Below are 24,807 nucleotides of genomic sequence, written 5' to 3'. Positions count from 1 at the left end.
GAAGTCCTCACTCGGCGGGTGCGTGGGCGGCGCCCAGCACGGATTTGGCGATGGAATCGGGAAGCGGCCTGGGCGTCTCGATCAGGCCGATCAACGGCATGAGCACCCAGAAGAAGCCGTAGTAATAGGCGGTGCCGAGGCGCGCGACCCACACCAGCGGAATGCCGACGACCGCGGCATCGACGCCCTGCGAGCCGCAATAGCCGAGCACGAGGCAGTCCAGCACGAACAGCCAGAAGAACTGCTTCATCAAAGGCCGGAAGCGGTTGGAGCGCACCTTCGACGTATCGAGCCAGGGGATGAAGGCGAGCGTCACGATGGCGCCGCCCAGCACCAACACGCCGATCAGCTTCTGCGGGATCGAGCGCAGCATCGCGTAGAACGGCAACAGGTACCATTCGGGCACGATGTCGGCCGGCGTCACCAGCGGATTGGCTGGGATGTAATTGTCCGGATTGCCGACGAAGTCGGGCGCGAAGAACACCAAGACGGCGAACAGGATGGCGAACAGCCCGACATAGAAGGCGTCCTTCGCGGTGTAATAGGGATGGAATGGCACGGTGTCCTGCGGCCCCTTCACGTCGATGCCGAGCGGGTTGTTGTTGCCTGGCACGTGCAGTGCCCAGATGTGCAGGCCGACCACCGCCGCGATGATGAACGGCAGGAGGTAGTGCAGCGAGAAGAAGCGGTTCAGCGTCGGGCCGCCGACCGCGAAATCGCCCCACAGCCAGGTGGCGATGTGGCTGCCGACCTTCAGCCCGCCGGTGACCTGATCCAGCGAGGAGAACAGATTGGTGATGACGGTCGCGGCCCAGAACGACATCTGGCCCCAGGGCAGCACGTAGCCCATGAACGCGGTCATCACCATCAGCAGGTAGATGATGACGCCGAGGATCCAGAGAATCTCGCGCGGCGCCTTGTAGGAGCCGTAATAGAGGCCGCGGAACATGTGAACATAGACCGCGAGGAAGAACATCGAGGCGCCGTTGGCGTGCACATAGCGCAGCAGCCAGCCGTAGTTCACGTCGCGCATGATGCTCTCGACGCTGTCGAAAGCGGCGCTCGATCCGGGCACCGCGCCGACCGTGGCGGATGGATCGAAATGCATCGCCAGCACGATGCCGGTGACGATCTGCACGCCGAGGCAGAAGGTCAGGATGGCGCCGAAGGCGTACCAGAAGTTCAGGTTCCTGGGCGTCGGGAAGGTCAGCATCGTGTCGTGGCTGAACCGAAGGATCGGCAGCCTCTGGTCGAGCCAGCGGGTGAAGCCCGTTTCGGGCACATAGGTCGACGGACCGGACATCTGGATGCTCCTCAACCGACTTTGACGCGGGTGGGCGAGAGGAAGGAATAGACGGGGATTTCGAGGTTCTGCGGCGCCGGGCCTTTGCGCACCCGTCCGGCGACGTCGTACTGCGAACCGTGGCAATGGCAAAGCCAGCCGCCGAAATCGCCCTCATAGGCGGTCGGCGTGCAGCCCAGATGGGTGCAGACGCCCGAGACCACCAGCCATTCGGGATGGGTCTCGCGGTTGGCGTCGGTCGCCGGGGCGTCGTCGGGCAGGTTGAGGTTGCGGGCGATGGGGTCGATCAGCTCCGACACCGGCACCGCCTTGGCGGTCGCGATCTCGGCCGGGCTGCGGCGGCGCACGAAGAGCGGGTGGCCGCGGAATTTGAACGTGACCGACTGGCCGACCTGGATCGGCGTCAGGTCGATCTCGATGGAGGCGAGCGCCAGCACGGCGGAGCTCGGGTTCATCTGGTCGATCAGCGGCCATAGAGCCGCGGCGGCGCCCACGGCGGCGACGGAGCCCGTGGCGATGTAGAGGAAGTCGCGCCGCGTCGGTTCGGCGGTCGTCGTGGTGGCCAAGGCTTCACCTTTATATTCGTTCGTGACGCTCCGGGCGGCGGGAAAACCGCGTGCGCACCACCCCCGGGACTCTCAAGCGCGCGCCGCTTCGCGGGGGTAAAATAGAGAGACGGATTTGGTGGGTCTTGCGGCACGATGACGCAGAAAATGCCGGAAATTCACAGGCTTGGCACGAAGTGACGCATCAGCATTCGAGCACCGCGAGATAGCCCTGCCGGCCGTAATCGAGTAGCGCGCGGTCGCGGGTCATCACGGTGTAGCCATATTCGCGCGCGGTGGCGGCAATGATGCGGTCGTAAGGGTCCTTGTGATCGCAGTCGGGCAGTTCCGTGGATTGGATCAACAACTCCGCCGTCATCTGAGCCTGGGCCATCCCCGGCTGCCGCAGAAGAGTCTCGAACCAGCGCTGCGGCGTGAGCTTCGACTTGAAGCGGCCCTTGCGCGCCAATGTTCCGACTTCCAACGCCGTAATCGGAGAGACGAAGGTCGCGATCCCGGCAAGATAGGCGTCGGCCAATAGCTGATCGGAGGGCGCCGGCAGCGCGCCCTCCAACAGCCAAATGCAGGCGCAGGTATCGAGCAGGAACGGGCTCGTCACGGCCGACGCTTCATTCCGGCGTCCACCAGATCGGCCGTGCGATCGGCGGCGGCTTCCCATTCCGCGACGTCTTCCGGATCGGAGCTCGCGATGTCGTATCCCGGCTCGATCGTGACCATGCCTTTCAGCGCCCCGCTTGCGGGATGGCGCGTAAGCTTGCCGCCCGAAGGCGCCGTCTGCACTTCAGTCCGAAACATCGGCGTCTCCTCCCGCATCCCGGTTGAGCGTTGCGCGCCGCCTCCGGACGCGACGCGGCGAAAGACCAGCCGGCCATGGGCGACATCGACCTGTTCGGTGCGGTAGCCGGCATCGAGCCACACCCGGGTCATCACATTGTTGGACGTGCTGTTGCTCCACCACGCCTGATACATCCGCGACTTCGGCAGCTTCACGCCGACGACCTGTTCGATCTCGGCGAAGGTCATCGGCACACTCTCGCGGCCCTGTTCCCTTAAAAAAGCACCCAGACGATCATATTTGTTCACGGCAGAATTCCTTTATATATTTCCTATAAAGGAAATATAACTTCCTGTCAACCAGGGTATTTCCATGCGTCTCGTCCTGTTCGAGCCGGATATTCCGCAGAATGCCGGGAGTTTGCTGCGGCTGGGCGCCTGCCTAGGCGTGGCGGTGGATATCGTCGAGCCTTGCGGCTTCGTCCTCGGCGAGGCGCGGATGCGCCGGGCGGGGATGGATTATCTCGAACAGGCCGACATGGTCCGGCATGCCTCCTGGGCGGCGTTCCTGGCGCGGCGCGCGGCGGGGCGGATCGTGCTGCTGACGTCGAAGGGCGCGATGCCGTACACGGACTTTGCCTTCGCGGCGGACGACTGCATCGTGCTGGGGCGCGAGAGCGCGGGCGTGCCGGGTTTCGTTCACGATCGCGCCGACGCACGCTTGCGCATTCCGATGAAATCGGGCTTGCGTTCGATCAACGTGGCGCAGGCCGGCGCGATGGTACTGGGAGAGGCGTTGCGCCAGACAGGGAAGTTCGCATGACGGAGGCGACGGACGAGCGGAAGGCCGAGGCGCGGGCCTGGTTCGAAACCCTGCGCGACCGCATCTGCGCGCAATTCGAGGCGATCGAGGAAGAACATGGCGGCCAGCTTGCCGACCGGCCGCCGGGGAAGTTCGAGCGCAAGGCCTGGTCGCGGCCCGGCGAGGACGGCGCGGACGCCGGCGGCGGCGTGATGAGCGTCATGAAGGGCCGCGTGTTCGAGAAGGTCGGCGTCAATGTTTCGACCGTGTACGGAAAATTCTCCCCCGAATTCGCCAGGACGATCCCCGGCGCCGAGGAGGACCCGCGCTTCTGGTCGTCGGGCATCTCGCTGATCGCCCATATGCAGAACCCGCATGTGCCGGCGGTGCACATGAACACCCGCCATATGGTGACGACGAAATCCTGGTTCGGCGGCGGCGCCGATTTGACGCCGATGTTTCCCAACGACGCGGATGCCACCGATTTCCATGCTGCACTGCGGCAGGCGTGCGACGCGCACGATGCGACCTACTACCCGCGCTTCAAGAAATGGTGCGATGAGTACTTCTACCTACCCCATCGCGGGGAACCGCGCGGCGCCGGGGGAATCTTCTACGACCGGCTCGACAGCGGGGACTGGCGCGAGGATTTCGCTTTTACCCGCGACGTGGGACTCGCATTTGCCACGATCTATCCCCAAATCGTACGTAGGCGAATGGAGCAGGCCTGGACCGCGGCGGACCGCGACCACCAGCTCATACGCCGCGGCCGCTACGTCGAGTTCAATCTGTTGTGGGACCGTGGCACGCAATTCGGCCTGAAGACCGGCGGAAATATCGACGCCATCCTGGTATCGATGCCGCCGGAAGCACGCTGGCCCTGATTCTTTCCGTCCGACGAGGTGCGTTGTTTTGGAGCTTTCGTTCAGTCACGCCTCCCTGTTCGCGCTCCTGCAAGTCGTCCTCATCGACATCGTGCTGGCCGGCGACAACGCGCTCGTGATCGGCATGGCGGCGGCCCGCGTGCCGCAGATCGTGCGCCGCAAGGTGATCTTCTGGGGCCTCGTCGCCGCGGTGGTGCTCAGGGTGTGCCTCGCCTCCATCACCGTCCAGCTTCTCGAAGTCATCGGATTGATGTTCGCGGGCGGCATCCTGCTTTTGTGGGTGTGCTGGAAGCTCTATCGCGACATCCGCGACGCCGCCGAGGAGAAGAACTCGCTCGACGCGCTCAAGACCGTCGCGAACAAGCTCGGCGGGCCGTTCAACGCCGAGGCGAGCACCGCGATGGTGCGCCGCGCGATCGTGCAGATCGCCGCCGCCGACCTTTCCATGTCGCTCGACAACGTGCTGGCGGTCGCCGGCGCGGCGCAGAAGAACCTGGCGGTGCTGGCGGTCGGCCTGATGCTGTCGATCGGCTTGATGGGCATCGCGGCGAGCGTGATCGCCAAGGTGCTGAACCGCCATCCCTGGGTCAGCTATGCCGGGCTGTTCATCGTGCTCTATGTCGCGATCAAGATGATCTGGCAGGGCGGCTGGATGCTGATGCAGGGAACCGCCGGGTAGAGCGGCTTGAAGTGGAATCGCTCGTTCAAAACGCCGTCATTGCCCGGCTCGTCCGGGCAATCCAATTTGGCCGCACAAAGAAAATTGGATCGCCCGCATGAAGCGGGCGATGACGGCTATTCTTTGAATGATTCAATCCAAACCGAAACAGCTCTAACCCAGCCGCAGCAGCACCGCGGTGGCGTCGTCGCTTTTCTTGAAGCGCGGGAATTTGTGACCTTCGGCATCGGCCGCCTCGATGGCGCGCAGCTCCTCGGCCAGCGCGGCGAGGCCGGCGCTCAGCGCCTTCGCCATCAGGCTATCGACCGTGTGGGCGCCATAATCCGTGGCGAGCGCCAGGAAGCCGTCCGAGGCGAGCAACAGGCTCGAACCCGCCGGCGCCGCGACGTGCTTGCTCGCGACATGTTCGGCGGCGCGTTCGTCGGGGCTGAAGGCCCAATGGCTGCCGCTGTTGAGCCGCGCGCGCGATTTGCGCAGCGACGGCAGATATTCGGGCCGGTTGGCGCCGGAGGCCGGCGACAGATTCTTCTCCTTGGCGAGGCGCGCGACATGGGCGGATTCCTGCGCCTTCTTGGCGAAGGATTCGCCCAAGACCTCGACCGTCTCGCCGGGCCGCAGCAGCACACCGGCGCAGTCGCCATACCACAGGAAATCGAAACCGCCTTCGGCCTCGGCGGCAAAGGCCATCGAGGCGAAAGGCATTTCCCACATCGCCTCGGGCGCGCGGCGGCGCAGCGCCTTGAAGGATTTTTCCGCGTCGGCGAGCGTGTGGCGCAGCGCGTCCTTGGGCGCGTCGCCGTCCTTGGCGTGCGCCATCAGCCGCCGCGCGCCGAAATGCGCGATCCAGGCCGCGTCGCTGTCGCCGGGCATCAAGGGATCGCCGAGGCTGGTGGCGCCGTCGAGCACCACGGCGGCGCTGTCGGCATGGCCGAAGGCATCGTCGTTCGGCTTGTAGGGGTCGCCGGGGAGCGTGAGCGTGTCGAGGATTTGGAAGGACATGCGCTAATTGGACCTCTCATAGGCCGTCATATTGATCTGAAGCCCGGCTTTCTGGATGGCGGCCAGAGCCGCCGCGACTTCGGCGTATCTGTTGCGCTTATTGGGAACAAGACAAAGGCGATGCGGGCCGTCCGAACGGGAGATCGCCTTCAGCGCCTCATCGAAATCCGGACCGACCGCAACCCGCCGTCCGTCGAGCAGGATCCCGCCGCCCGGTTCGAAGATCATGTCGATGCAGTATTTCGGATGCGCGGCCGACGCGGAAATCCGGCAACACACACCGACGATCACGAATAGTCCCAGGCAGAACGAAATTCGCGCGGACATCTCGCCCCTCACGCTCAATACGCCGTCGCCTGGACCACGGCTTTCAGGCGTTCGGCGAGGGAGAATTCGTCCTCGATGAAGTCGGCGTCGATCCACCAGTCCTCGACCTCCTCCAGGATGCGGCCGACCAGCGGGCCTTCCGGCACGCCGGCCAGCATCACCTCGCGGCCGGTCAGCGGGAAGCGCGGGCGCTCCCAGGCATCGGCGACGGCGAGCAGCATGCGCCACTGAACGGCATTCGACTCCTTGGGATCCTCCGCCCATTTCAGGAAGACGCGGTCCTTGAACGGGCCGGCGCCGAGCCGGTAGAGCAGCTTGCGCATCTCCTTCACCGACAGATAGGACACGATTTTCTCGCGCGCCCCGGCGATGTCGGCGAGGCGGTCGGCGTCGGCGTTGGAGAGCCGCCATTCCTTCGCCACGGCGCGGGCCTCGGCGGCGTCGGCCGGCAAGAGCGCGGCGAGGCGCAGGATCGCGTCGGGCGCGAAGAAGGCTTCGGCGTCGATCCGCACCAGCTTTTCGAGGCGGGGAATGTTCAGATTGCCGATCAGGATGTCGGTCAGGATGCCGCTCGCCGCCATCTGGCGCAGCGCGGGCACCGGATCGTCGGCCTCCAGCAGGCGCAGCATCTCCTTGGACACCCGCTCGCCGGCGAGCATGGTGAGCCCGCCCCGCTCCGCCGCGGCGGCGTGCAGCGCGGCGCTGTCGATCGGGCCCTTGCCGTACCAGGCGTGGAAGCGGAACAGGCGCAGGATGCGCAGATAATCCTCGCGGATGCGGGTCGCGGCATCGCCGACGAAGCGGACATGGCCGGCCTGTAGATCGGCGACGCCGCCGACCGTGTCGAGGATCTCGCCATCGGCATCGGCATAGAGCGCGTTCATGGTGAAGTCGCGGCGTTGGGCGTCCTGCGCCCAATCGGTCGTGAAGGCGACGACGGCGCGGCGCCCGTCGGTCGCGACATCGCGGCGCAAGGTGGTGACTTCGAACGGCTTGCCGTTGGCGACCGCCGTCACCGTGCCGTGCTCGATGCCGGTCGGCACCGCGCCGAGGCCGGCGGCCTTCAGGCGTGCCGTTACGTCATCGGGCAGGAGCGGCGTCGCGATATCGATGTCGGCGACCGGCTTTCCCAGCAGCGCATTGCGCACCGCGCCGCCGACGAATTTGCCCGCGCCGCCCAGCGCGTTCAACACGGCGCGCGTCTCCGGCGCGGTCATCCAGGCGTGGCGCTTGGGATCGAGTTTCAAGGCTTCTTCTCCGGTAGCGGCGCAACATAGCCCGGAACGATCCGGCCATTCACCACATGCGGCGCGACATAGGTGCCGGTGATCGGCTCGCCCTCCAGGAAGCCGAGCGCGAGGAAGCTGAGCGCCACCAGCGCCAGGCCCGCGACGACAAGCCAGGTCCAGGGCGTGGCCGGCCGGCGGGCCAGCGGCCGCAGGCGCAGCAGCAGGACGTAGCCGCCGAACAGGACGAACGGCAAGGCGAACAGCAGCACGCGTTCGAGGATGGTGCGGGTCATGGCCGGCTGATCCGCTCGCCGAAATCGATCAGCATCGCCGCCGTCGCGCCCCAGATGTAATGGTCTTCATAGGTGAAGGCATAGAAGCTGCGCGTGCGGCCCTGGAATTCGCGGGACTGTTTCTTCCGGTTGGCGGGATCGAGCAGGAAGGCGAGCGGCACCTCGAAGATGCTGGCGACCTCCCCTTCATGGGGCGCGAGCGCGAAGCCTTCGGAGAGGATGCCGACCACCGGCAGGATGGCATAGCCGGTGCCGGTCTCGTAGGCGTCGAGGAAGCCGGCGACGGTGACGAAGGCCGGCTCGATGCCGGTCTCCTCCTGCGTCTCGCGCAGCGCGGTCTCGACCAGCGAGACGTCGTTCGGTTCGACGCGGCCGCCGGGAAAGGCGACCTGCCCGGCATGCTGGGTGAGGCTGTCGGTGCGCTGGGTCAAAAGCACATGCGGCTCGCGGCGCAGGATCAGCGGCAGGAGCACGGCGGCGGGGGTGAGGTCGGGCTTCTTCGCCGGACGGTTCTGCGGATTGAGGTCGTAGTCGCTGCGGGTCGGCACGAGCGGCAGCAGCGGCGGTTCGTGCAACAGGCGCGAGCGCAACAGGTCGATGCCGCCGCTGACGATGCGCTGGCCGATCTGGACGGGCGATTCCTCCGGCGCGCTCATTCGGGACGGCCCAAAGGATAGAATGCGCCGCCGCTCCACACGCCGAGCAGGCCGCGATGCTCGCCCTCGCCCGGCACGGCGAGATCGGCGAGCTGGTAGAACACCGGACGCGCGATGCGTGCCTCCAGCCCCTTGCGGACATGGACGTAGGGCGCCGGCTCCTGCGTCGCGGGATCGGTCTCGACGCGGATGGGATTGGCGGGGCCGGCCATAGTCTGGTCGCCGACATTGGTCGTGAAGACGAGCTTCTGGTCGCGGCCCGCGCCCTCCACGTCCAGCAGCACGGCGAGGAACGGCGCGTCCTCGACCACGATGCGCATCTTCTCGGCCGGGGTGATGAGGACGAAGCCATCGGGGTCGCGGCGCAATATGGTCGAAAAAAGGCGGACCAACTCCTTGCGGCCGATCGGGCTGCCCTCGTGATACCAGGTGCCGTCGCGCGCGATGCGGATGTCGATGTCGCCGCAATGGGCCGGGTTCCATTTCTCCACCGGCGGCAGGCCGCGCCCGGCGGCGGCGTCGCGCTGCAGGCTTGCGAGGCCCAAGGGAAATCCGCCGCTCATATCGGTTGGTCCACCATCGTGCCGCCATATCCGGCCAATGGACAAATTCTAGACCGCATGCTAGCCAAATTGCTCACTTCTTTGTCTTCATTTGCACTTACACGGGAGCGGGGGACGCGCGCCATGGCGGTAAAGCATTTGAGTCTGTTTGTCTCTTCCATCGCGATGCTTCTTGCCGCGCTGACCGCGACCCACGCACAGTCTTACTCGGATCAACCTCCGTCGCGGGATGCGGCTACGGAGAATTCGGCCGGCAACTCCTTGCCCGACGATTTCAAGGGGAAAGTCACTTATACCGGCCATTACGAAGGAATGTTCTTTTTCCCGGGAAGACGGCCGGCCGGCCTGGGCATACCGACCTTCAATCCCGCGAGAACGAGAAATGTCTCGGGAAATTATCAGATTGCCGTCGAGTTCGACGGGACGGCCATACAGGGCAGCGTGCAGACCACCGGCGGTCTGCGAGCGGAGCCTTTCCGCGGCCGCCGTGACGGAGATACGTGCCATATCATGTTCGGCGCGGGCGAACTGACCGCCCATTGCGACAAGGCAAGCCTCTCCGGAGGCTACGATTCGACGAATAGCGAGGGGCAGCGCATTCAATTCCAAGTCGATACGCGCGAATCCCAATTCGTCGATTACGCCCAGGTCGCGGCGCAACGGGCGCGGGAACAAGCCGATGCGGAACGCCGGCTTGCCGCCGCCGAAGCACGCCTCGCCAACGATCCTCTCGCCCGCAAGCTGGATGGCATCATTCGGCAGGATTCGCAGAGCTGGCTGATGTGGCGGTACGATATCGCCAGCGTGTCGGATGTTCACGAAAAACGGGAGAAGGGCGCCGACATTCTGACCGGCCATTACACATTCAACGGCGGATCGCCGGGAACGGTGTTGGTCAAGCTATCCGGTGACAGCGTGCGCTGCCTGCAGTTCTGGAACGAAACCGCGTGCCGGCCGCTCGGCAGGCCCCAGTCGCGCGATAACATGGCCCGCATCATTGGATCGATGTTGAGCGGCGGCGGCGGATCGGGCGGCTCGACGGGGAGCACGTGCGACGCGAATTGCCAGTCGGTGCGGGCCGGTGCCGCTCAGCAGCAAAGGAACATCGAGCAAACCGGAAATATCAACGGAAACTGAGAAAGCCCATCCGATCCGCGGAGAGAGGCTTGGCGAAATAAGGCGCCCGCCTCAGGCTTGCGAGGCCGAGGGGGGGATCCGCCGCCGCTCATGTCGGTTAAGCCATGTCCATCATTGCGCCGCCGTGCGGCGCGGGGCATCACGGCCCTGTGCGGGGAGGGTGTTTTGCTTGTTGCGTGTGCACCGCCGGGGTAGATAAGTCACGTCCCGGCGCATCCAGGAAGATAGGGTGCTGCCAGCGGACCGGCAACCAAGCATCCGGACCCCCCTTTATGAACGACATCGTGGCTGAGAGTTCCGGCGCCGCCGCCCATCTGGAGCGCGCCGCGGCCACGCTGGCCAAGGTGCGCGAGGCGGTCGGCCGGGCGATCTTCGGCCAGGACGCGGTGATCGAGCAGACGCTGGTGACGCTGCTCGCCGGAGGCCACGGCCTTCTGATCGGCGTGCCGGGCCTCGCCAAGACCAAGCTGGTCGAGACGCTGGGCATCGTGCTCGGCCTCGACTGGAAGCGCATCCAGTTCACGCCTGACCTGATGCCGACCGACATCATCGGCTCCGAAGTCCTGGAAGAGGCGGACGGCAAGCGCAGCTTCCGCTTCATCGCCGGGCCGGTGTTCACCCAATTGCTGATGGCGGACGAGATCAACCGCGCCAGCCCGCGCACCCAATCGGCGCTCTTGCAGGCGATGCAGGAGCGGCACGTCACCGTGGCCGGCCAGCGCTATGACCTGCCCAAGCCGTTCCATGTGCTGGCGACGCAGAACCCGCTGGAGCAGGAAGGCACCTATCCGCTGCCCGAGGCGCAGCTCGACCGGTTCCTGTTGCAGATCGACATCGGCTATCCCGACAAGGAGGCCGAGCGGCGCATGCTGGCGGCGACGACCTTCGGCGAAGAGGAGAAGCCGGTCGCGGTGTGCACCGCGGCCGATCTGCTGCTGGCGCAGCAAATTGTCCGCCATATTCCCGTGGGCGAGAAAGTGGTCGACGCGATCCTGAAGCTGGTGCGCGCGGCGCGGCCCGGCGAGGAAGCTTTGAAGGACATCCGCGACGCGGTCGCCTGGGGCCCCGGCCCGCGCGCGAGCCAGGCCTTCATGCTGGCGGTGCGGGCCCGCGCCCTGATCGAGGGGCGGCTGGCGCCCTCGACCGACGATGTCGAGGCCCTGGCGCAGCCGGTGCTGCGCCATCGCATGGCGCTCACCTTCCCGGCGCGCGCCGAAGGCATGACGGTGACCTCCGTCATCGAAAGGCTCAGCCGGAGCATTCTTTGAGTCCCAACACCAATTTGCAATACGAAGCCGAGGCGCTCGGCGCCGGCCTGCCGCCGCTGCTGCTCGATGCCGAGCGGCTGGCGGCGGCGGTGAGTCTCGGCGTGCACGGACGGCGCAAGGCCGGCATGGGCGAGAGCTTCTGGCAGTTCCGCCGCTATACGCCGGAGGACGCGGCGAGCGCGATCGACTGGCGGCAATCGGCCAAGTCGCAGCATCTGTTCGTGCGCGAGCGTGAATGGGAGGCGGCGCAGTCGGTGTGGTTCTGGTGCGATACCTCGGCCGGCATGCAGTTCGCGAGCGGCAAGACCACCAAGGCGGAACGCGCCAAGCTTTTGGGCCTTGCGCTGGCGTCGCTGCTGGTGCGCGGCGGCGAGCGTGTCGCGCTCTATGGCGACGGCCATGCGCCGGCCAGTTCGCGCGCGGCGCTGCGGCGCATCGGGCACACGCTTCTTGACGGTCCCGGACGACCGGAGGCGCTGCCGCCCGACGCGGCGATCACCAAGAACGCGCAGTTCGTCTGGTTCAGCGATTTTCTCTCGCCGCTGAACGCGGTCGAGGCGACGCTGCGGCGGCTTTCGCATTCGGCGGTGACCGGACAGATCGTGCACATCATCGATCCGGCGGAAGAGGACTTCCCCTATGCCGGGCGCGTGCGCTTCGAAGACGCCAAGGGCGATCTCGGCGAAACCATCGGCCGCGCCGAGAGCGTGGCGTCGGCCTATCGCGCGCGGTTCAAGGCGCATGCCGAAACGCTGGGCGCGCTGGCGCGGCGGCTGGGCTGGTCCTACATCGCGCATCGCACGGACCGGCGGCCAGAGACCGCGCTGATCGCGCTCTATGCCGATATGAGCGGCGCCTGACGTGGCAGGCTTGCTCGCGGGATTGAGCTTCGGCGCGCCGTTCATCCTCGGCGCGTTGATCGTGCTGCCGGCGGTGTGGTGGCTCTTACGGGTGACGCCGCCCTTGCCGCGCCGGCTGGTGTTTCCGCCGCTGCGCCTGCTTCTTGGATTGTCCGGAAAAGAAGAGACGCCGGCGCGCACGCCGTGGTGGCTTCTCCTGCTGCGGCTGATTGCGGCGGCCGCGGTGATCGTGGCGCTCGCCGAGCCCTTGTTCGGCAAGGGACCGACGCTGGCGGGGACGGGGCCGGTCGTGCTGGTGGTCGACAATGGCTGGACCTCGGCGGCGAGCTGGGACGCGCGCCAGGCGGTGATCGCCGATGTGCTGCGCAGCGCCGCGCAGCAGCGCCGCGCCGTCGCCATCGTGCCGACGGCGGACATTCCCGATGTCAGCCTGATGGATGCCGGCCGCGCCGCGCGCATCGCGCAGGCGCTGACGCCGGAGCCGTGGTTGCCGGATCGGCGTCGCGCCGCGACGGCGATCGCCAAGGCAAAGTTCGACGCGCGGCCGCAAATCCTGTGGCTGAGCGACGGCATCGAGGACGGCGAGGCGGGCGCCACCGCCGACGCGCTGGCGCGCGCCGGCGCGCTGACGATCCATGCCGATGCGCCGGGCACCGGCGCGCTGGCGCTGCTGCCGCCGGCCAACCGGGCGAACGGCTTCGATGTGAGCGTGCTGCGCGCCGGAACCGATGGCGTGCGCGGCGGCCGGGTGCAGGCGCTGGGCAGCCATGGCGAGATGCTGGCGGAAGGCGCTTTCCGTTTCGAGGACGGGCGCGCCAAGGCCGACGCGCATATCAGCCTGCCGCTGGAAGTGCGCAACGAGACGACGCGCATCGCCATCGCGAATGCCGATTCGGCGGGCGCGGTGCAGCTTCTGGGCGGCGGCGGATCGCGCCGCGCCGTGGGCCTGGTCGCGGCCGATGTCGCGGAGGATACCCAACCGCTGCTTTCCGACACTTATTATCTGGAACGCGCGCTGGCGCCTTATGCCGAGGTGCGCAAGGGCACGGTGAGCGACGTGCTGGCGCGCAACGTGTCGGTGCTGATCCTGGCCGATGTCGCGCGGGTGACCGGCAGCGATTACGACAAGGTGGCGAAATTCGTCGCCGGCGGCGGCCTTCTGATCCGCTTCGCGGGCGGGCGGATGACCGGCGGCACCGACGATCTGGTGCCGGTGAAGCTGCGCGTCGGCGGACGCTATCTCGGCGGCGCGCTGGCCTGGGCCGAGCCGCAGAAGCTGGCGCCGTTCTCCGAATCCAGTCCCTTCGCGGGGCTTTCCATCCCGTCCGACGTGGCGGTGACGCGGCAGGTTCTGGCGGAGCCTTCGGTCGAGCTCGCCGACCGGAGCTGGGCAAGACTGGCGGACGGCACGCCCTTGGTCACGGCCGAGAACAGGGGCAAGGGATTCATCGTGCTGTTCCACATCACGGCGGGGCCGAGCTGGTCGTCGCTGCCGCTGTCGGGCCTCTATGTCGACATGATGCGCCGGCTGCTGGCGCTGTCGGCGGGCGAGCGGCCGAGCGACATGAAAAGCGCCACCACGCTGCCGCCGGTCACGACGCTGGACGGCTTCGGCCGCGCCCGCCGGCCGCCGGCCGAAGTGCTGCCGATCCGCGCCGCCGATCTGGCCAGGACCGTGCCCTCGCCGATCCATCCGCCGGGCCTCTATGGCGTCGCCGGCACCGAGGACGCGCTGAACGCGGTGAAGGCCGATGCCGTGCTGCTGCCGTTCACCGGGATCGATACCGAGCCCTATCCGCAATCGACCGTGACGGCGCTGGCGCCATGGTTCCTGGCGGTTGCGATCGCGCTGCTGTTCCTCGACGCCCTGCTGTCGCTGTGGATGCGCGGATATCTGTCGCGGCTGCGGCTGACGCGCGTCGCGGCCGGCGCGCTCGCGATCCTGTTCGCCGTCCACGCGCCTGACGCGCGCGCCGACGATGCGTTCGACCTGAAGGCGGCGGACGATACGCGCCTCGCCTATGTGATCACGGGACTTCCCGACCTCGACGACATGAGCCGCGCCGGATTGACGGGGCTCGGCATGCAATTGCGGGCCCGCACCTCCTATGAGCCGCAGGAGCCGATGGGCGTGGACGTGGCGAAGGACGATCTGTCGTTCTTCCCCCTGCTCTATTGGCCGATGGACCCGCGCGAGAAGGACCTCACGCCCGAGGCGCTGTCGAAGGTCAGCGATTATATGAGGAACGGCGGCACCATCCTGTTCGACACCCGCGACCTGACACTGGGCGCGGCGCGCGGCGCGCAGTCGCCGGGCGAGCAGACGCTGAGGCGCCTCGTCGCCAAGCTCGACCTGCCGCCGCTCGAACCGGTGCCGTCCGATCATGTGCTGACCAAGACGTTCTACATCATCCAGAATTTTCCCGGCCGCTGGGACGGCGGCAAGGTGTGGGTCGAGGCGCTGCCGCCGGCCGATCCGAATGCCGGCGCGGCGCCGGCGCGCGGCGGCGACGGCGTCTCGCCGGTGATCATCGGCGGCAATGACTGGGCGGCGGCCTGGGCGGTGCGGCCCGACGGCGCGCCGATGGTCGACGTGGTGCCGGGCGGCGAGCGCCAGCGCGAGATGGCCTATCGCTTCGGCGTCAACCTGGTGATGTATGCCTTCACCGGCAACTACAAGGCCGACATGGTGCATTGGCCGGCACTGCTCAAGCGCATGGGCCGCCAGCCGTGAATCTCAGCATCGACTTCGCGCCGCATGTGCCGCTGGCCCTGCTCTGGGCCGCGATCGGGATCGCCGTCGCGCTGACGATTCTTTCCTTCGCGCTGCGCGCGCGGGGCGCCTGGGCGCGGGCGCTGGTGTTCGCGGCGCTGATCTTCGTCATCGCCAATCCCTTGATCGTCAACGAGACGCACAGCCCCCTGCCCGACGTGATGGCGATCGTGATCGACCGCTCGCAGAGCATGGGCGTCGGCGACCGCAAGGCGCAGGAGGACGCCGCGCTGGCCGCGATCAAAAAACAGCTTGCCGGCGACAAGACCCTGGAAGTGCGCGAAAGCGTGGTGGCGACGACCGCGACCGGAGAGGACAACGGCACGCAGCTTTTCGCCGGGCTCAACGCCGCGCTGGCCGACGTGCCGCCGGAACGGATCGCGGGCGCGATCCTGATCACCGACGGCGAGGTGCATGACGCGCCGGCGCCGGACAAGCTTTCGATCCACGCGCCGATCCACGCCCTGATCGCCGGGCGGCGCGGCGAGAAGGATAGGAAGCTCACCATCGTCAGCGCGGCGCGCTTCGCCATCGTCGGACAGAGCGCGCCGATGGTGGTGCGCATCGACGATTTCGGCTCGGGCGGCGGCGGGACGGCGCAGATCGAACTGCGCATCGACGGGACGAGCCTGGGGGCGCAGACCGTGCCGGTCGGCCAGAACGCCACGCTGCAGATCCCGGTCAAGCACGGCGGGGAGAACGTCGTCGAGGTGGAGGCCGAACCCGGCCCATCGGAACTGACGCTGCAGAACAACCGCGCCGTGGTCACCGTGTCGGGCGTGCGCGACCGGCTGCGCGTGCTCTTGGTCAGCGGCGAGCCGCATGCCGGCGAGCGGGTGTGGCGCAACCTTTTGAAATCGGACCCGTCGGTCGATCTCATCCACTTCACGATTCTGCGGCCGCCGTCGAAGCAGGACCCGACGATCCCGGTCAACGAATTGTCGCTGATCGCCTTTCCGACCCAGGAGCTGTTCAGCGAGAAGCTCGACAGCTTCGACCTGGTGATCTTCGACCGCTACAGCGAGCGCGGGATATTGCCGCTGCCCTATTTCGAGAACCTCGCCGACTATGTCGACAATGGCGGGGCGCTACTGGTGTCGTCGGGGCCGGAATTCGCCGGGCCGATGGGCATCTCGCATACCCCGCTCGCCGCCGTGCTGCCGGCGCAGCCGACCGGCGAGATCGTGACCCAGGCGTTCAAGCCGGTGGTGACGGCGCAGGGACTGGCGCATCCGGTGACGCGCGACCTGCCCGGCTCCAACACCGAGACTTCGCCGCCGAGCTGGGGCCGCTGGTTCCGCGTCATCGGCGCCAACAAGATCGCCGGCGAGACCTTGATGAGCGGGCCGGGCGACCGGCCGCTGCTGGTGCTGGACAATGTGCGCAAGGGCCGCGTCGCGGAGCTTCTCTCTGACCAGGTGTGGCTGTGGGCGCGCGGTTTCGAGGGCGGCGGGCCGCAGGCGGAATTGCTGCGCCGGCTGGCGCATTGGCTGATGAAGGAGCCGGAGCTGGAAGAGGAGCGCCTGGCCGCGACCATCGCCGACGGCCGCATCGCGGTCGAGCGGCGCACCATGGCCGATAGCGCCAAGCCGGTGACGCTGACCTATCCATCGGGCAAGACCGCGACGCTGACGCTGAGCAAGGTCGAGCCCGGCGTGTGGCGCGCCAGCGCGAAGGCCGACGAGCTCGGCCTCTACCGGCTGACCGACGGGACGCTGACCGCGGTGGCGGCGGCGGGGCCGCTGAACCCCAAGGAGGTCGCCGACATGCGCGCGACGCAGACGATCCTGTCGCCGATCGCGGATGCGAGTGGCGGTTCGGTGCATTGGCTGGCGGACGGCGTGCCGGATGTCCGCCGCGTGGGTGCGAGCGGCAACGCTTCGGGCGCGAACTGGATCGGCCTGCGCGCCAACGGCGCCTATCGCGTGACCAGCGTCGAGCAGCAGCCGCTGCTGCCGAGCTGGCTGGCGCTGCTGTTGCTGCTGGGGACGCTGCTGATCGCGTGGCGGATCGAGGGGCGGTAAAGGCGGCATTATCTGCCGTTATTTCTCTTGAAATCCGGCAGAATGTGCCGTAATATTCTCCCGATGCCGACGCTCGCGCGCTTCGCGAATTTCGAGTGCGCAAACGGGACGAGCTGCATTGACGAAGAGCAAGAACCCACCCCGCGTGAAGGCCGTCGAGGCGGCGAAGGAGAAGCTGTCGCTGCGCGTGACGTGGGACGACGGCACGAAATCGCGCGTCGACCTGACGGGCCTGGTGCACAGTTCGCGGCATTTCGCCGGCTTTGCCGAGGACCAGGCCGCGTTTCGCCGGGTGAGACCGGTCGGCTACGGCTCGGGAATCGGTTGGGACAACGGATTGGACTACAGCGCGGCGACGCTGCGGACATTGGCCGAACAGCAGAGACCGTTATCCGGACGCGAACTGGCGGCGTTCGAACGCAAACACGGGCTCAACACGGCCGAGACGGCGGCGATGCTCGATGTCGCCGAGCGGACCATACGCAGCTATCGCGAAGCCGACGTGTTGCCGGAGCCGATCGCGGTCACGCTGCGCGCCCTGGACGGCGATCCGACCGTCTTTGCCGCGCACTATCGGCCGGTGGCGCGGCGCAAGCGGGGCCGGCCTCGAAAGGCGGCGGTCGAATAGCGCCCGGCGCGGGCCCGCGTTCTTGACATCCGAGCGTGCGCAAATATATACGCATTGAATGTCCACGGCGGAGACCGATCGCAGCCGAGTCGCCGCGCGGCTGATGCGGGATGGCTGGGTCGTGCGCCATGGCGGCTCGCACGACGTGTTCAAGCACCCCGACCGGCCCGGACGCATCGTCCTGCCGCGTCACCGCACGCTTTCGCCCGGCGTGGCAAGGCTCGTGGCAAAGCAGGCCGGCTGGAAGGAATGAAGAAAATGGCGCGTTATGTCGTCCTGATCGATGGAAAGCCCGGGGCCTATGGAATCGTGGTGCCGGATCTGCCGGGCTGCACTTCGGGCGCTTCGACGACGGACGAAGCCTTGAAGAATGCCGCCGAGGCCATCCGGCTGTGGGTGGAGGACGCCGTCGCCGATGGCGAAAAAATCCCGAAGCCGCGTTCGGCGGAGCAATTGCGCAAGGACAAGGACGTGGCGCGCGCGCTTTCGCAAGACGCCGCGCTGGCGATGGTTCCCTTGGTGATGGACAGCGGCCGGCCGGCAAAGGCGAACCTGTCGCTCGATTCCGGATTGCTCAGCGCGATCGACGAGGCGGCGACGGCGCGCGGTCTTACAAGGTCGAGTTTCCTCGCATCGGCGGCGCGCGAGAAGATCGAACAGGAAGGCTGATCTACCCCACCCCAGCACCGTCGGCGCAGACGGCTTCGTCGAGTTTGGCGCGGCGGACTTCGCCGGAAAGATTCAGCGCGGCGCCGGGCTTCAGCGACAAGCCCAGAATGCGCGACTGGTCCACCGGCCCCGGAAAGCGGATGCGGCCCGGCGGAAGCTTCGAAAAGCCGACACGCGCGTAATAGGGCTCGTCGCCCACCAGGATCACCACTTCGTGGCCGCGTTTCCTGGCTTCGTCCAGCGCGCGTTCCATCAGCGCCACGCCGATGCCGCGGCCGCGCTCTTTCGCCTCGACCGCGAGCGGGCCCAGCATCAGCGCCTTGTGGCCGCCGATCATCACCGGCCAGAAGCGCACCGAACCGCGCAACTGCGCGTCCTCGATGGCGACGAAGGCGAGCGACGCGACCTGGCCGACGCCTTCGCGCAGCCGATAGGCCGATTTCGCGAAACGCCCCGGACCGAACGCCGCTTCGTTCAACGCCTCGACCAGGGGCGCGTCCTCGGGCCGCTCCGGCCGGATCGTCCAGGTGGGTTCGCTTGCGTCGCTCAATAAGGGCTCGGTAGTCTTGGGTTCAACGAAATCGACGGCGGAGGAAACACATGGGCGTACTCGAAGGCAAGGTCGTTCTGGTGACGGGCGGCGCCAACGGTATCGGCAAGGAATGCGCGCTGCTCGCGGCAAAAGAGGGTGCGGCGGTGGTGGTCAACGACCTGGGCGGCGCGGTGGCGGGCGGCGACGAAGGCTCGGCCAGGCCGGCGGAACAGGTCGCCCAGGAGATCCGCAAGAGCGGCGGACGCGCGGTGTCGAACTCCGACAGCGTGACCAACCGCAAGGGCGTCGCGCACATGATCGAACAGGCGCTGGACGCGTTCAAAGGCCTGCACGCGGTGATCAATCCCGCCGGCATCCTGCGCGACACCATGTTCCACAAGATGAGCGACGCCGACTGGGACATGGTGGTCGATGTCCACCTGAACGGCGCCTATAACGTGACGCGCGCCACGATCAATCATTTCCGCGAGCAGAACGAAGGCTCCTATGTCCTGTTCACCTCGACCTCCGGGCTGATCGGCAATATCGGCCAGGCGAACTATGCCGCGGTGAAGATGGGCGTGGTCGGCCTGTCGCGCATCATCGCGATGGAGGGCGCGGCCAAGAACGTGCGCTCCAACACCATCGCGCCGTTCGCCTGGTCGCGCATGATCGCGACCATCCCGGTGAAGGACGAGGCCTCGGCCAAGCGCGTCGAGCGGATGAAGAACCATATGCGCGCCGACCAGGTGGCGCAGCTCGCCGTGTCGCTCGCCTCGCCGGCGTGCAAGGAGGTCAGCGGCCAGATCTTCACCGCGCGCGGCAACGAGATCTTCCTGATGAGCCAACCGCGCCCGGTGCGCGGCCTGGGCAAGATCGAAGGCTGGACGCCGGCGACGATCGCCGACCACTGCATGGCGGCGATGAAGCCGAGCTTCACCGACCTTCTGCCGACCACGGGCACGTTCGGGTGGGATCCGGTGTGACGCCGCCGGCCGCGATCACCAATATGGGTTGAGCGGCGCCTTGCCGGTGAATTCGGCGAGGCGCCGCCGGGTTCCCGGCGCGGTTCCCGGCGGCGGCGCTTCGGGATCGACGAAAATGAGCTCGCGGACCTCGAGGTTCGGCCGGAACACAACCCGGGCGTTCGCCACCCGATAGAGCGCGATCACGTTGGTCGCCCATCCGCGGCGCCGCGTGTAAAGCCCGAAAAACACGGGCGGATCGCCGCGGACGTCGCCCAGTTCCTCGCCGAGCTCGCGCAAAACGGCGGCGGCGGCCGGCTCGCCGCGCGCGACCCCGCCGCCCGGCAGCGACCAGCCGGGCCGGTAGGAATGGCGCACCAGGCCGACACGGCCGGCTTCGTCGACCACAAAGGCGTGCGCCCCGAACGCGACGGGCGCGATCAGCGCCCGGACGGTCATCGAGGTCGCGCCAACGGCGAATTGTCCCACCCAGTGTTGCATCCGCGAAAGCATGTTGTTCGCCCTGGGTAACTTTTGTAACCAATTAATAACCGGCGGTTTCTAACCTGTCGGTGACAAATAAAGCGAAGCCTATATTGACGTTGCTGGGTACATCGTCACAAAGGGCCCGCCGCCGCCGCATTGCCGTGCGGTGGCGCGGTTCGGCGAAGCGTCGTTTGCGTAGCGTGAGGCGGTAGGCCATGTCCGGGGGGGCATTCGATCACTTAAAGGCGCTGGTCGTCGAGGACAATCAGCATATGCGCATGCTGCTGCGTTCGCTGCTGAACGCGCTCGGCATCGCGACCGTGTTCGAGGCGACGAACGGCGCGGACGCCTTCGTGCTCCTGCGCGACAAGCAGCCCGACATCATCCTTTCGGATCTGTCGATGAAGCCGATGGACGGGCTCGACTTCGCGCGCGAGGTGCGCACCTCCAAGAACAGCCCCAATCCCTACATCCCGATCATCATGGTGACCGGCCACACCGAACGCCACCGCATCGAGGCGGCGCGCGACGCGGGCGTGACCGAAGTGCTGGCCAAGCCGATCACCGCGGCCCATCTGTTCCAGCGCATCGGCGAGATCGTCGACCGGCCGCGGCCCTTCGTGAAGGCGGCGGACTATTTCGGGCCCGACCGCCGCCGCCATGCGGTGGAGGATTATGCCGGGCCGTTCCGCCGCCGCGAAGACTTCGAAAACGACCTGGCGGTCCGCTGAGGAAAAACGCCATGGCCAAACCAGCAGACGGTTCCGAGCCCGTTGCCACGGCGAGCTATCCGCGGCTGCTGTCGGAAGGCGCGCGCAAGCAGGCGATGGCCAAGCTCAAGAGCGGCGAGACGCTCGCCAAGGCGAGCCGGGTCATCGCGATGAAGACCTCCGAGCTGCGCGGCGCGGTGCTCGCGCTCGTCGAACAGCTCGAAGCCGCGATGCAGGCGCAGGACTGGCCCACGGCGTTTTCCGCGACGCACGAGATCCGCGGCCTCGCCGGCACGGCGGGACTGACCGCCACGGGGCGCATCGCCAACGGGCTCTGCCATTATCTCGATTCGATCGCGCAGCTCGGAATCGAACCCGACGCCACGGTCACCAACCTGCATCTGGGCGCGGTGATCCGCTCGGCCCGCACCGAGGACGAGGCGGCGCAGCACGGCGACGCCGTGGCCGAGCAATTGGCGGCGCTGGTGGCGCGCAAGCTCGCCGAAATTAAGGATCCGGCAACGCGCTGAGCCCTCGGGCCGCGGCCGCGGGAACCCCATTCAGCGCTTCTTAAGCCCTTTTCTTAATAGTAACCGCCTGACTTCTCGTGGGCGGGCCATGCTTCAGATCGGCGGCATCGTAGTTCTCTTCGCATGCGTGTTCGGCGGCTATCTGATGACCGGCGGCTCGCTGAGCGTCGTGTTCGAGGCCCTGCCGCACGAGATGCTCACCATCTTCGGCGCCGCGATCGCCGCCATGCTGATCGGCGGATCGATGTATTCGCTCAAGAAGATCATGGGCTCGCTCGGCAAGGTGATCAGCGGCCCGACCTGGAAGCCGGGCGACTATCGCGATCTGCTCTGCCTTCTGTTCCTGCTCACCAAGACGATGAAGTCCAAGGGCCTCATCGCGCTGGAAGCGCATATTGAAAAACCCGAGGACTCGTCGATCTTCAAGCGCTATCCCAAGATCACCAAGGACCATTTCGCCGCCGACTTCATCTGCGACACGCTGCGCATGATGACGATGAGCCTGGAAGACCCGCACCAGGTCGAGACCGCGATGGAGAAGCAGCTCGAAAAGCACCATCACGAGGCGCTGGTCGGCGCCAACGCGCTGACCACGATGTCGGACGGGCTGCCGGCGCTCGGCATCGTCGCCGCGGTGCTCGGCGTCATCAAGACGATGGGCGCGATCAGCGAGCCGCCGGAAGTGCTGGGCGGCATGATCGGCTCGGCGCTGGTCGGCACCTTCCTCGGCGTGTTCCTGGCCTATGGCATCGTCGGCCCGATGGGGGCGCGGCTGAAGGCGATCGTCGACGAGGACGCGCAGTTCTATCACGTCATCCGCGACATCCTGGTGGCGCATCTGCACGGCAATGCGGCGCAGGTCTCGGTCGAGATCGGCCGCGGCAGCGTGCCGAGCGAGGCGCAGCCTTCCTTCGCCGAGCTGGAAGAGGCGCTCAACACCATCCCGCCGGACGGCGGCTAAGCCTTCGCGAGCTTGCGCTTCTCGTCGGACAGCGCGACGAGGAAGGTCGCGAGCGCGCCGGCCACGATCCCCAGCGGCATCGCGGTGAAGATGTCGACATCGGTGCCGAACACCACGATCGCGGTGACGATCATGCCGGTGAATTGCGCCACGGTCCTAGGCATCCCCACGCGTCCCCGAGTGAACGCGCCAAGGCTAGGCGAAGTACAGGCCGGGGTGAAGAAACTGGTGAAGGAAGCGTTAATTCCTCAGCCGCCGAGGTCCTGGCGCTTTTGCAGGTATTCGTCGCGCTGGATCTCGCCCTTGGCGTAGCGCTCTTCCAGGATGCGCCGCGCCCCGGCGCGGCTGTCGGGATCGGGTCCGTGGCCCCACCAGGGATGGTAATAGCCGTAATAATAGCGGCGGCGGCCGAAAATCAGCCCGAAGATCAGGATGAGGATCAGAAGGCTGAACAGCCCGTGAAACGGCCCGAAGAACCAGAACGCGAACGGCCAGAACAGGATCGCGGTAAGCATTGCCAACCTCTCCAATTCGACAGGCGAGATGTGGGGACGTCGTAGGGGGATTTCCAGTTCCCTCGCCTCAAAACCGTCATCGCCCGGCTTGTCCGAACGATGACGAAAGAATGCTACACCCCGAACTCGATCCCCTGGGCGAGCGGCAAGGCGTTGGAATAGTTGATGGTCGCGGTCTGGCGCCGCATATAGGCCTTCCAGGAATCCGAGCCGCTCTCGCGCCCGCCGCCGGTCTCCTTCTCGCCGCCGAAAGCGCCGCCGATCTCGGCGCCCGACGGACCGATGTTCACATTGGCGATGCCGCAATCGCTGCCCGAGGCGGCCAGGAAGCGCTCCGCCTCCTGCATGTCGAGAGTGAAGATGCAGGACGACAGGCCCTGCGGCACGGCGTTGTGCAGCGCCAGCGCCGCGTCGAAATCCGAATAGCGCATCACATAGAGGATCGGCGCGAAGGTCTCGCGGGCGACGGTCGGCGTCTGCGCCGGCATCTCGACGATGGCGGGATGGACGTAGTGCGCGTTCGGGAATTCGCCTTCCAGGGCGCGGCCGCCGCCGGTGACGCGGCCGCCCTCCGCCTTCGCGGCGGCGAGGGCGCGTTCCATGGCGTCGAACGCCGCCTTGTCGATCAGCGGGCCGACCAGGGTGGACGGCGCGAGCGGGCTGCCGATGGCGAGCTTGGCATAGGCCGACTTCAGCGCCGGCACGAGACGATCATAGACGCTGTCATGCACGAAGAGGCGGCGCAGGCTGGTGCAGCGCTGGCCGGCGGTGCCGACCGCGGCGAACAGGATGGCGCGCACCGCCAGATCGAGCTTGGCCGACGGCGCCACGATCATCGCGTTGTTGCCGCCGAGTTCGAGGATCGCCCGGCCGAAGCGCGCCGCGACGACCGGCGCCAGGTCGCGGCCCATCCGCGTCGAGCCGGTGGCGCTGACCACGGGGATGCGCGCGTCCCTCGCCAGCGCCGCGCCGACATCGCGTTCGCCGAGCAGGACCTGCGAGAGGTTCGCCGGTGCGTCGCCGAAGCGCCTGGCGGCCCGCTCGAACAGCGCCTGGACGGCGAGCGCGGTGAGCGGGGTCTTCTCGCTCGGCTTCCACAAGACGCTGTCGCCGCAGACCAGTGCCAGCGCCGCGTTCCACGCCCATACCGCGACGGGGAAGTTGAAGGCCGAGATCACCGCGACCGGGCCGGCGGGATGCCAGGTCTCCATCATGCGGTGGCCGGGGCGCTCGGAGGCGATGGTGAGGCCGTAGAGCTGGCGCGACAGGCCGACCGCGAAATCGCAGATGTCGATCATCTCCTGCACTTCGCCGAGGCCTTCCTGGCCGATCTTGCCGGCTTCGAGCGTGACGAGGCGGCCGAGCGCGTCCTTGTTGGCGCGCAATTCCTCGCCGAACAGGCGCACCAACTCGCCGCGGCGCGGCGCCGGCACGTCGCGCCAGGCGCGGAAGGCGATGGCGCTCTGCGCGATCTTGGTCTCGACCGAGGCGGCGTCGTCGAACGCGACACGGCCGATCTCGGCGCCGTCGATGGGCGAGCGGACGATGTGCGAACCGGTGGGTTCGATGCGAAAATGGGAGAGGAATTCGTCGTGCATGTGTGACCCGCTATTCGATTTGCCGAAGCGAAACGGATTCACGCGGAGACGCGGAGAACGCGGAGGAGGGCCTCCG

At 67.2% G+C, this 24,807-nt stretch carries 30 protein-coding genes; 15 read left to right on the top strand and 15 right to left on the bottom strand.

Annotated elements, in window-relative coordinates; all coding sequences use genetic code 11:
* Positions 1-7 precede the first annotated feature (7 nt).
* From WDM86_12825 to WDM86_12810, 4 genes are all read right to left on the bottom strand, one after another.
* Entirely contained in the window at positions 8-1,303 is a 1,296-nt protein-coding gene (locus tag WDM86_12825) for a cytochrome b N-terminal domain-containing protein (GenBank protein ID MEI9990916.1), read from the bottom strand.
* A gap of 11 nt (positions 1,304-1,314) precedes the next feature.
* Positions 1,315-1,869 carry a ubiquinol-cytochrome c reductase iron-sulfur subunit gene (gene petA, locus WDM86_12820; protein MEI9990915.1) on the bottom strand — a complete coding sequence of 185 codons (555 nt, stop codon included), beginning with the start codon at positions 1,867-1,869 and terminating at the stop codon, positions 1,315-1,317.
* A 184-nt stretch (positions 1,870-2,053) separates the two neighbouring features.
* Entirely contained in the window at positions 2,054-2,467 is a 414-nt protein-coding gene (locus tag WDM86_12815) for a type II toxin-antitoxin system VapC family toxin (GenBank protein ID MEI9990914.1), read from the bottom strand.
* A complete protein-coding gene (locus tag WDM86_12810; protein MEI9990913.1) occupies positions 2,464-2,952 on the bottom strand; it encodes a hypothetical protein in 489 nt (162 codons plus the stop codon). The genes WDM86_12815 and WDM86_12810 overlap by 4 nt, the downstream gene beginning before the upstream one ends.
* A 64-nt stretch (positions 2,953-3,016) precedes the next feature.
* On the opposite strand from WDM86_12810, the gene WDM86_12805 reads away from it, so the two are divergent.
* The 3 genes from WDM86_12805 to WDM86_12795 are packed head-to-tail and all read left to right on the top strand — an operon-like array spanning position 3,017 to position 5,008.
* Positions 3,017-3,466: a tRNA (cytidine(34)-2'-O)-methyltransferase gene (locus WDM86_12805; GenBank protein ID MEI9990912.1), complete on the top strand. Its 450-nt coding sequence runs from the start codon at positions 3,017-3,019 to the stop codon at positions 3,464-3,466.
* Positions 3,463-4,329: an oxygen-dependent coproporphyrinogen oxidase gene (gene hemF / locus WDM86_12800; protein ID MEI9990911.1), complete on the top strand. Its 867-nt coding sequence runs from the start codon at positions 3,463-3,465 to the stop codon at positions 4,327-4,329. The genes WDM86_12805 and hemF overlap by 4 nt, the downstream gene beginning before the upstream one ends.
* A 28-nt stretch (positions 4,330-4,357) precedes the next feature.
* The gene (locus tag WDM86_12795; protein MEI9990910.1) at positions 4,358-5,008 is read left to right on the top strand and encodes a TerC family protein; all 651 of its coding nucleotides are present in this window, start codon (positions 4,358-4,360) and stop codon (positions 5,006-5,008) included.
* Positions 5,009-5,161: 153 nt separating this feature from the next.
* Here the strand turns inward: WDM86_12795 and WDM86_12790 are convergent, their stop codons facing one another.
* Genes WDM86_12790 through WDM86_12765 form a run of 6 tightly spaced genes read right to left on the bottom strand, consistent with a single transcriptional unit; the run spans position 5,162 to position 9,075 of the window.
* Positions 5,162-6,007 carry a protein phosphatase 2C domain-containing protein gene (locus WDM86_12790; protein ID MEI9990909.1) on the bottom strand — a complete coding sequence of 282 codons (846 nt, stop codon included), beginning with the start codon at positions 6,005-6,007 and terminating at the stop codon, positions 5,162-5,164.
* A 3-nt stretch (positions 6,008-6,010) separates the two neighbouring features.
* Positions 6,011-6,334, bottom strand: a complete 324-nt coding sequence (locus WDM86_12785; protein ID MEI9990908.1) for a hypothetical protein — start codon at positions 6,332-6,334, stop codon at positions 6,011-6,013.
* 14 nt (positions 6,335-6,348) lie between these two features.
* Entirely contained in the window at positions 6,349-7,581 is a 1,233-nt protein-coding gene (locus WDM86_12780) for a CCA tRNA nucleotidyltransferase (GenBank protein ID MEI9990907.1), read from the bottom strand.
* Entirely contained in the window at positions 7,578-7,856 is a 279-nt protein-coding gene (locus WDM86_12775) for a DUF6111 family protein (GenBank protein ID MEI9990906.1), read from the bottom strand. Before WDM86_12775 ends, WDM86_12780 begins: the two co-directional genes overlap by 4 nt.
* Positions 7,853-8,512 (bottom strand): CoA pyrophosphatase, encoded by a 660-nt coding sequence (locus WDM86_12770; protein MEI9990905.1) that lies wholly within the window; start codon positions 8,510-8,512, stop codon positions 7,853-7,855. The genes WDM86_12775 and WDM86_12770 overlap by 4 nt, the downstream gene beginning before the upstream one ends.
* Complete coding sequence (locus tag WDM86_12765; protein ID MEI9990904.1) at positions 8,509-9,075, bottom strand: DUF1285 domain-containing protein; 567 nt, start codon at positions 9,073-9,075, stop codon at positions 8,509-8,511. The genes WDM86_12770 and WDM86_12765 overlap by 4 nt, the downstream gene beginning before the upstream one ends.
* 123 nt (positions 9,076-9,198) lie before the next feature.
* Here WDM86_12765 and WDM86_12760 point away from each other — a divergent pair, with 123 nt between their 5' ends.
* From WDM86_12760 to WDM86_12725, 8 genes are all read left to right on the top strand, one after another.
* Complete coding sequence (locus WDM86_12760; protein ID MEI9990903.1) at positions 9,199-10,212, top strand: hypothetical protein; 1,014 nt, start codon at positions 9,199-9,201, stop codon at positions 10,210-10,212.
* Positions 10,213-10,484: 272 nt separating this feature from the next.
* On the top strand, positions 10,485-11,480 hold the full coding sequence (locus WDM86_12755; GenBank protein MEI9990902.1) for a MoxR family ATPase: 996 nt from the start codon (positions 10,485-10,487) through the stop codon (positions 11,478-11,480).
* Positions 11,477-12,340 (top strand): DUF58 domain-containing protein, encoded by an 864-nt coding sequence (locus tag WDM86_12750; protein MEI9990901.1) that lies wholly within the window; start codon positions 11,477-11,479, stop codon positions 12,338-12,340. Before WDM86_12755 ends, WDM86_12750 begins: the two co-directional genes overlap by 4 nt.
* 1 nt (position 12,341) lies before the next feature.
* Positions 12,342-15,074, top strand: a complete 2,733-nt coding sequence (locus WDM86_12745) for a DUF4159 domain-containing protein (GenBank protein ID MEI9990900.1) — start codon at positions 12,342-12,344, stop codon at positions 15,072-15,074.
* The gene (locus WDM86_12740; protein ID MEI9990899.1) at positions 15,071-17,137 is read left to right on the top strand and encodes a hypothetical protein; all 2,067 of its coding nucleotides are present in this window, start codon (positions 15,071-15,073) and stop codon (positions 17,135-17,137) included. Before WDM86_12745 ends, WDM86_12740 begins: the two co-directional genes overlap by 4 nt.
* A 118-nt stretch (positions 17,138-17,255) precedes the next feature.
* Positions 17,256-17,765 (top strand): hypothetical protein, encoded by a 510-nt coding sequence (locus WDM86_12735; protein ID MEI9990898.1) that lies wholly within the window; start codon positions 17,256-17,258, stop codon positions 17,763-17,765.
* Between the two features lie 58 nt (positions 17,766-17,823).
* Positions 17,824-18,018 (top strand): type II toxin-antitoxin system HicA family toxin, encoded by a 195-nt coding sequence (locus WDM86_12730; protein ID MEI9990897.1) that lies wholly within the window; start codon positions 17,824-17,826, stop codon positions 18,016-18,018.
* Between the two features lie 5 nt (positions 18,019-18,023).
* Entirely contained in the window at positions 18,024-18,434 is a 411-nt protein-coding gene (locus WDM86_12725; GenBank protein ID MEI9990896.1) for a type II toxin-antitoxin system HicB family antitoxin, read from the top strand.
* Position 18,435: 1 nt separating this feature from the next.
* Here the strand turns inward: WDM86_12725 and WDM86_12720 are convergent, their stop codons facing one another.
* Entirely contained in the window at positions 18,436-18,984 is a 549-nt protein-coding gene (locus WDM86_12720; GenBank protein ID MEI9990895.1) for an N-acetyltransferase, read from the bottom strand.
* A gap of 50 nt (positions 18,985-19,034) precedes the next feature.
* Between WDM86_12720 and WDM86_12715 the strand changes: the two genes are divergently transcribed.
* Entirely contained in the window at positions 19,035-19,952 is a 918-nt protein-coding gene (locus WDM86_12715; protein MEI9990894.1) for an SDR family NAD(P)-dependent oxidoreductase, read from the top strand.
* Positions 19,953-19,967: 15 nt separating this feature from the next.
* On the opposite strand, the gene WDM86_12710 is transcribed toward WDM86_12715, so the two are convergent.
* Positions 19,968-20,390, bottom strand: a complete 423-nt coding sequence (locus WDM86_12710; protein MEI9990893.1) for an NUDIX domain-containing protein — start codon at positions 20,388-20,390, stop codon at positions 19,968-19,970.
* A 242-nt stretch (positions 20,391-20,632) separates the two neighbouring features.
* On the opposite strand from WDM86_12710, the gene WDM86_12705 reads away from it, so the two are divergent.
* The 3 genes from WDM86_12705 (at position 20,633) to motA (ending at position 22,618) form a co-directional block, all read left to right on the top strand.
* On the top strand, positions 20,633-21,148 hold the full coding sequence (locus tag WDM86_12705; protein MEI9990892.1) for a response regulator: 516 nt from the start codon (positions 20,633-20,635) through the stop codon (positions 21,146-21,148).
* A gap of 11 nt (positions 21,149-21,159) precedes the next feature.
* The gene (locus tag WDM86_12700; protein MEI9990891.1) at positions 21,160-21,657 is read left to right on the top strand and encodes an Hpt domain-containing protein; all 498 of its coding nucleotides are present in this window, start codon (positions 21,160-21,162) and stop codon (positions 21,655-21,657) included.
* 88 nt (positions 21,658-21,745) lie between these two features.
* On the top strand, positions 21,746-22,618 hold the full coding sequence (motA, locus tag WDM86_12695) for a flagellar motor stator protein MotA (GenBank protein ID MEI9990890.1): 873 nt from the start codon (positions 21,746-21,748) through the stop codon (positions 22,616-22,618).
* On the opposite strand, the gene WDM86_12690 is transcribed toward motA, so the two are convergent.
* The 3 genes from WDM86_12690 to WDM86_12680 form a co-directional block, all read right to left on the bottom strand.
* Positions 22,615-22,782 (bottom strand): hypothetical protein, encoded by a 168-nt coding sequence (locus WDM86_12690; protein ID MEI9990889.1) that lies wholly within the window; start codon positions 22,780-22,782, stop codon positions 22,615-22,617. The two genes, motA and WDM86_12690, sit on opposite strands and share 4 nt — an antisense overlap.
* Positions 22,783-22,866: 84 nt before the next feature.
* The gene (locus WDM86_12685) at positions 22,867-23,133 is read right to left on the bottom strand and encodes an SHOCT domain-containing protein (protein ID MEI9990888.1); all 267 of its coding nucleotides are present in this window, start codon (positions 23,131-23,133) and stop codon (positions 22,867-22,869) included.
* Positions 23,134-23,246: 113 nt separating this feature from the next.
* Positions 23,247-24,731: an aldehyde dehydrogenase family protein gene (locus WDM86_12680; protein MEI9990887.1), complete on the bottom strand. Its 1,485-nt coding sequence runs from the start codon at positions 24,729-24,731 to the stop codon at positions 23,247-23,249.
* Positions 24,732-24,807: the final 76 nt, after the last annotated feature.

This window comes from Rhizomicrobium sp., from assembly GCA_037200045.1.
Taxonomy (GTDB): domain Bacteria; phylum Pseudomonadota; class Alphaproteobacteria; order Micropepsales; family Micropepsaceae; genus Rhizomicrobium.
Note: the sequence above shows the minus strand (reverse complement) of the source record. Positions and strands in the feature narration are given on the sequence as shown.

Bases quoted from the DNA above. Each gene is read 5' to 3' on its own strand.
- WDM86_12705 (MEI9990892.1), top strand. From the start codon at position 20,633: ATGTCCGGGGGGGCATTCGATCACTTAAAGGCGCTGGTCGTCGAGGAC.
- WDM86_12710 (MEI9990893.1), bottom strand. From the start codon at position 20,390: ATGACCGTCCGGGCGCTGATCGCGCCCGTCGCGTTCGGGGCGCACGCC.
- WDM86_12770 (MEI9990905.1), bottom strand. From the start codon at position 8,512: ATGAGCGCGCCGGAGGAATCGCCCGTCCAGATCGGCCAGCGCATCGTC.
- WDM86_12755 (MEI9990902.1), top strand. From the start codon at position 10,485: ATGAACGACATCGTGGCTGAGAGTTCCGGCGCCGCCGCCCATCTGGAG.
- WDM86_12730 (MEI9990897.1), top strand. From the start codon at position 17,824: ATGTCCACGGCGGAGACCGATCGCAGCCGAGTCGCCGCGCGGCTGATG.
- WDM86_12725 (MEI9990896.1), top strand. From the start codon at position 18,024: ATGGCGCGTTATGTCGTCCTGATCGATGGAAAGCCCGGGGCCTATGGA.
- motA (MEI9990890.1), top strand. From the start codon at position 21,746: ATGCTTCAGATCGGCGGCATCGTAGTTCTCTTCGCATGCGTGTTCGGC.
- WDM86_12690 (MEI9990889.1), bottom strand. From the start codon at position 22,782: ATGCCTAGGACCGTGGCGCAATTCACCGGCATGATCGTCACCGCGATC.
- WDM86_12700 (MEI9990891.1), top strand. From the start codon at position 21,160: ATGGCCAAACCAGCAGACGGTTCCGAGCCCGTTGCCACGGCGAGCTAT.
- WDM86_12685 (MEI9990888.1), bottom strand. From the start codon at position 23,133: ATGCTTACCGCGATCCTGTTCTGGCCGTTCGCGTTCTGGTTCTTCGGG.
- WDM86_12825 (MEI9990916.1), bottom strand. From the start codon at position 1,303: ATGTCCGGTCCGTCGACCTATGTGCCCGAAACGGGCTTCACCCGCTGG.
- WDM86_12765 (MEI9990904.1), bottom strand. From the start codon at position 9,075: ATGAGCGGCGGATTTCCCTTGGGCCTCGCAAGCCTGCAGCGCGACGCC.
- WDM86_12790 (MEI9990909.1), bottom strand. From the start codon at position 6,007: ATGTCCTTCCAAATCCTCGACACGCTCACGCTCCCCGGCGACCCCTAC.
- WDM86_12760 (MEI9990903.1), top strand. From the start codon at position 9,199: ATGGCGGTAAAGCATTTGAGTCTGTTTGTCTCTTCCATCGCGATGCTT.
- WDM86_12775 (MEI9990906.1), bottom strand. From the start codon at position 7,856: ATGACCCGCACCATCCTCGAACGCGTGCTGCTGTTCGCCTTGCCGTTC.
- WDM86_12805 (MEI9990912.1), top strand. From the start codon at position 3,017: ATGCGTCTCGTCCTGTTCGAGCCGGATATTCCGCAGAATGCCGGGAGT.
- WDM86_12715 (MEI9990894.1), top strand. From the start codon at position 19,035: ATGGGCGTACTCGAAGGCAAGGTCGTTCTGGTGACGGGCGGCGCCAAC.
- WDM86_12680 (MEI9990887.1), bottom strand. From the start codon at position 24,731: ATGCACGACGAATTCCTCTCCCATTTTCGCATCGAACCCACCGGTTCG.
- hemF (MEI9990911.1), top strand. From the start codon at position 3,463: ATGACGGAGGCGACGGACGAGCGGAAGGCCGAGGCGCGGGCCTGGTTC.
- WDM86_12785 (MEI9990908.1), bottom strand. From the start codon at position 6,334: ATGTCCGCGCGAATTTCGTTCTGCCTGGGACTATTCGTGATCGTCGGT.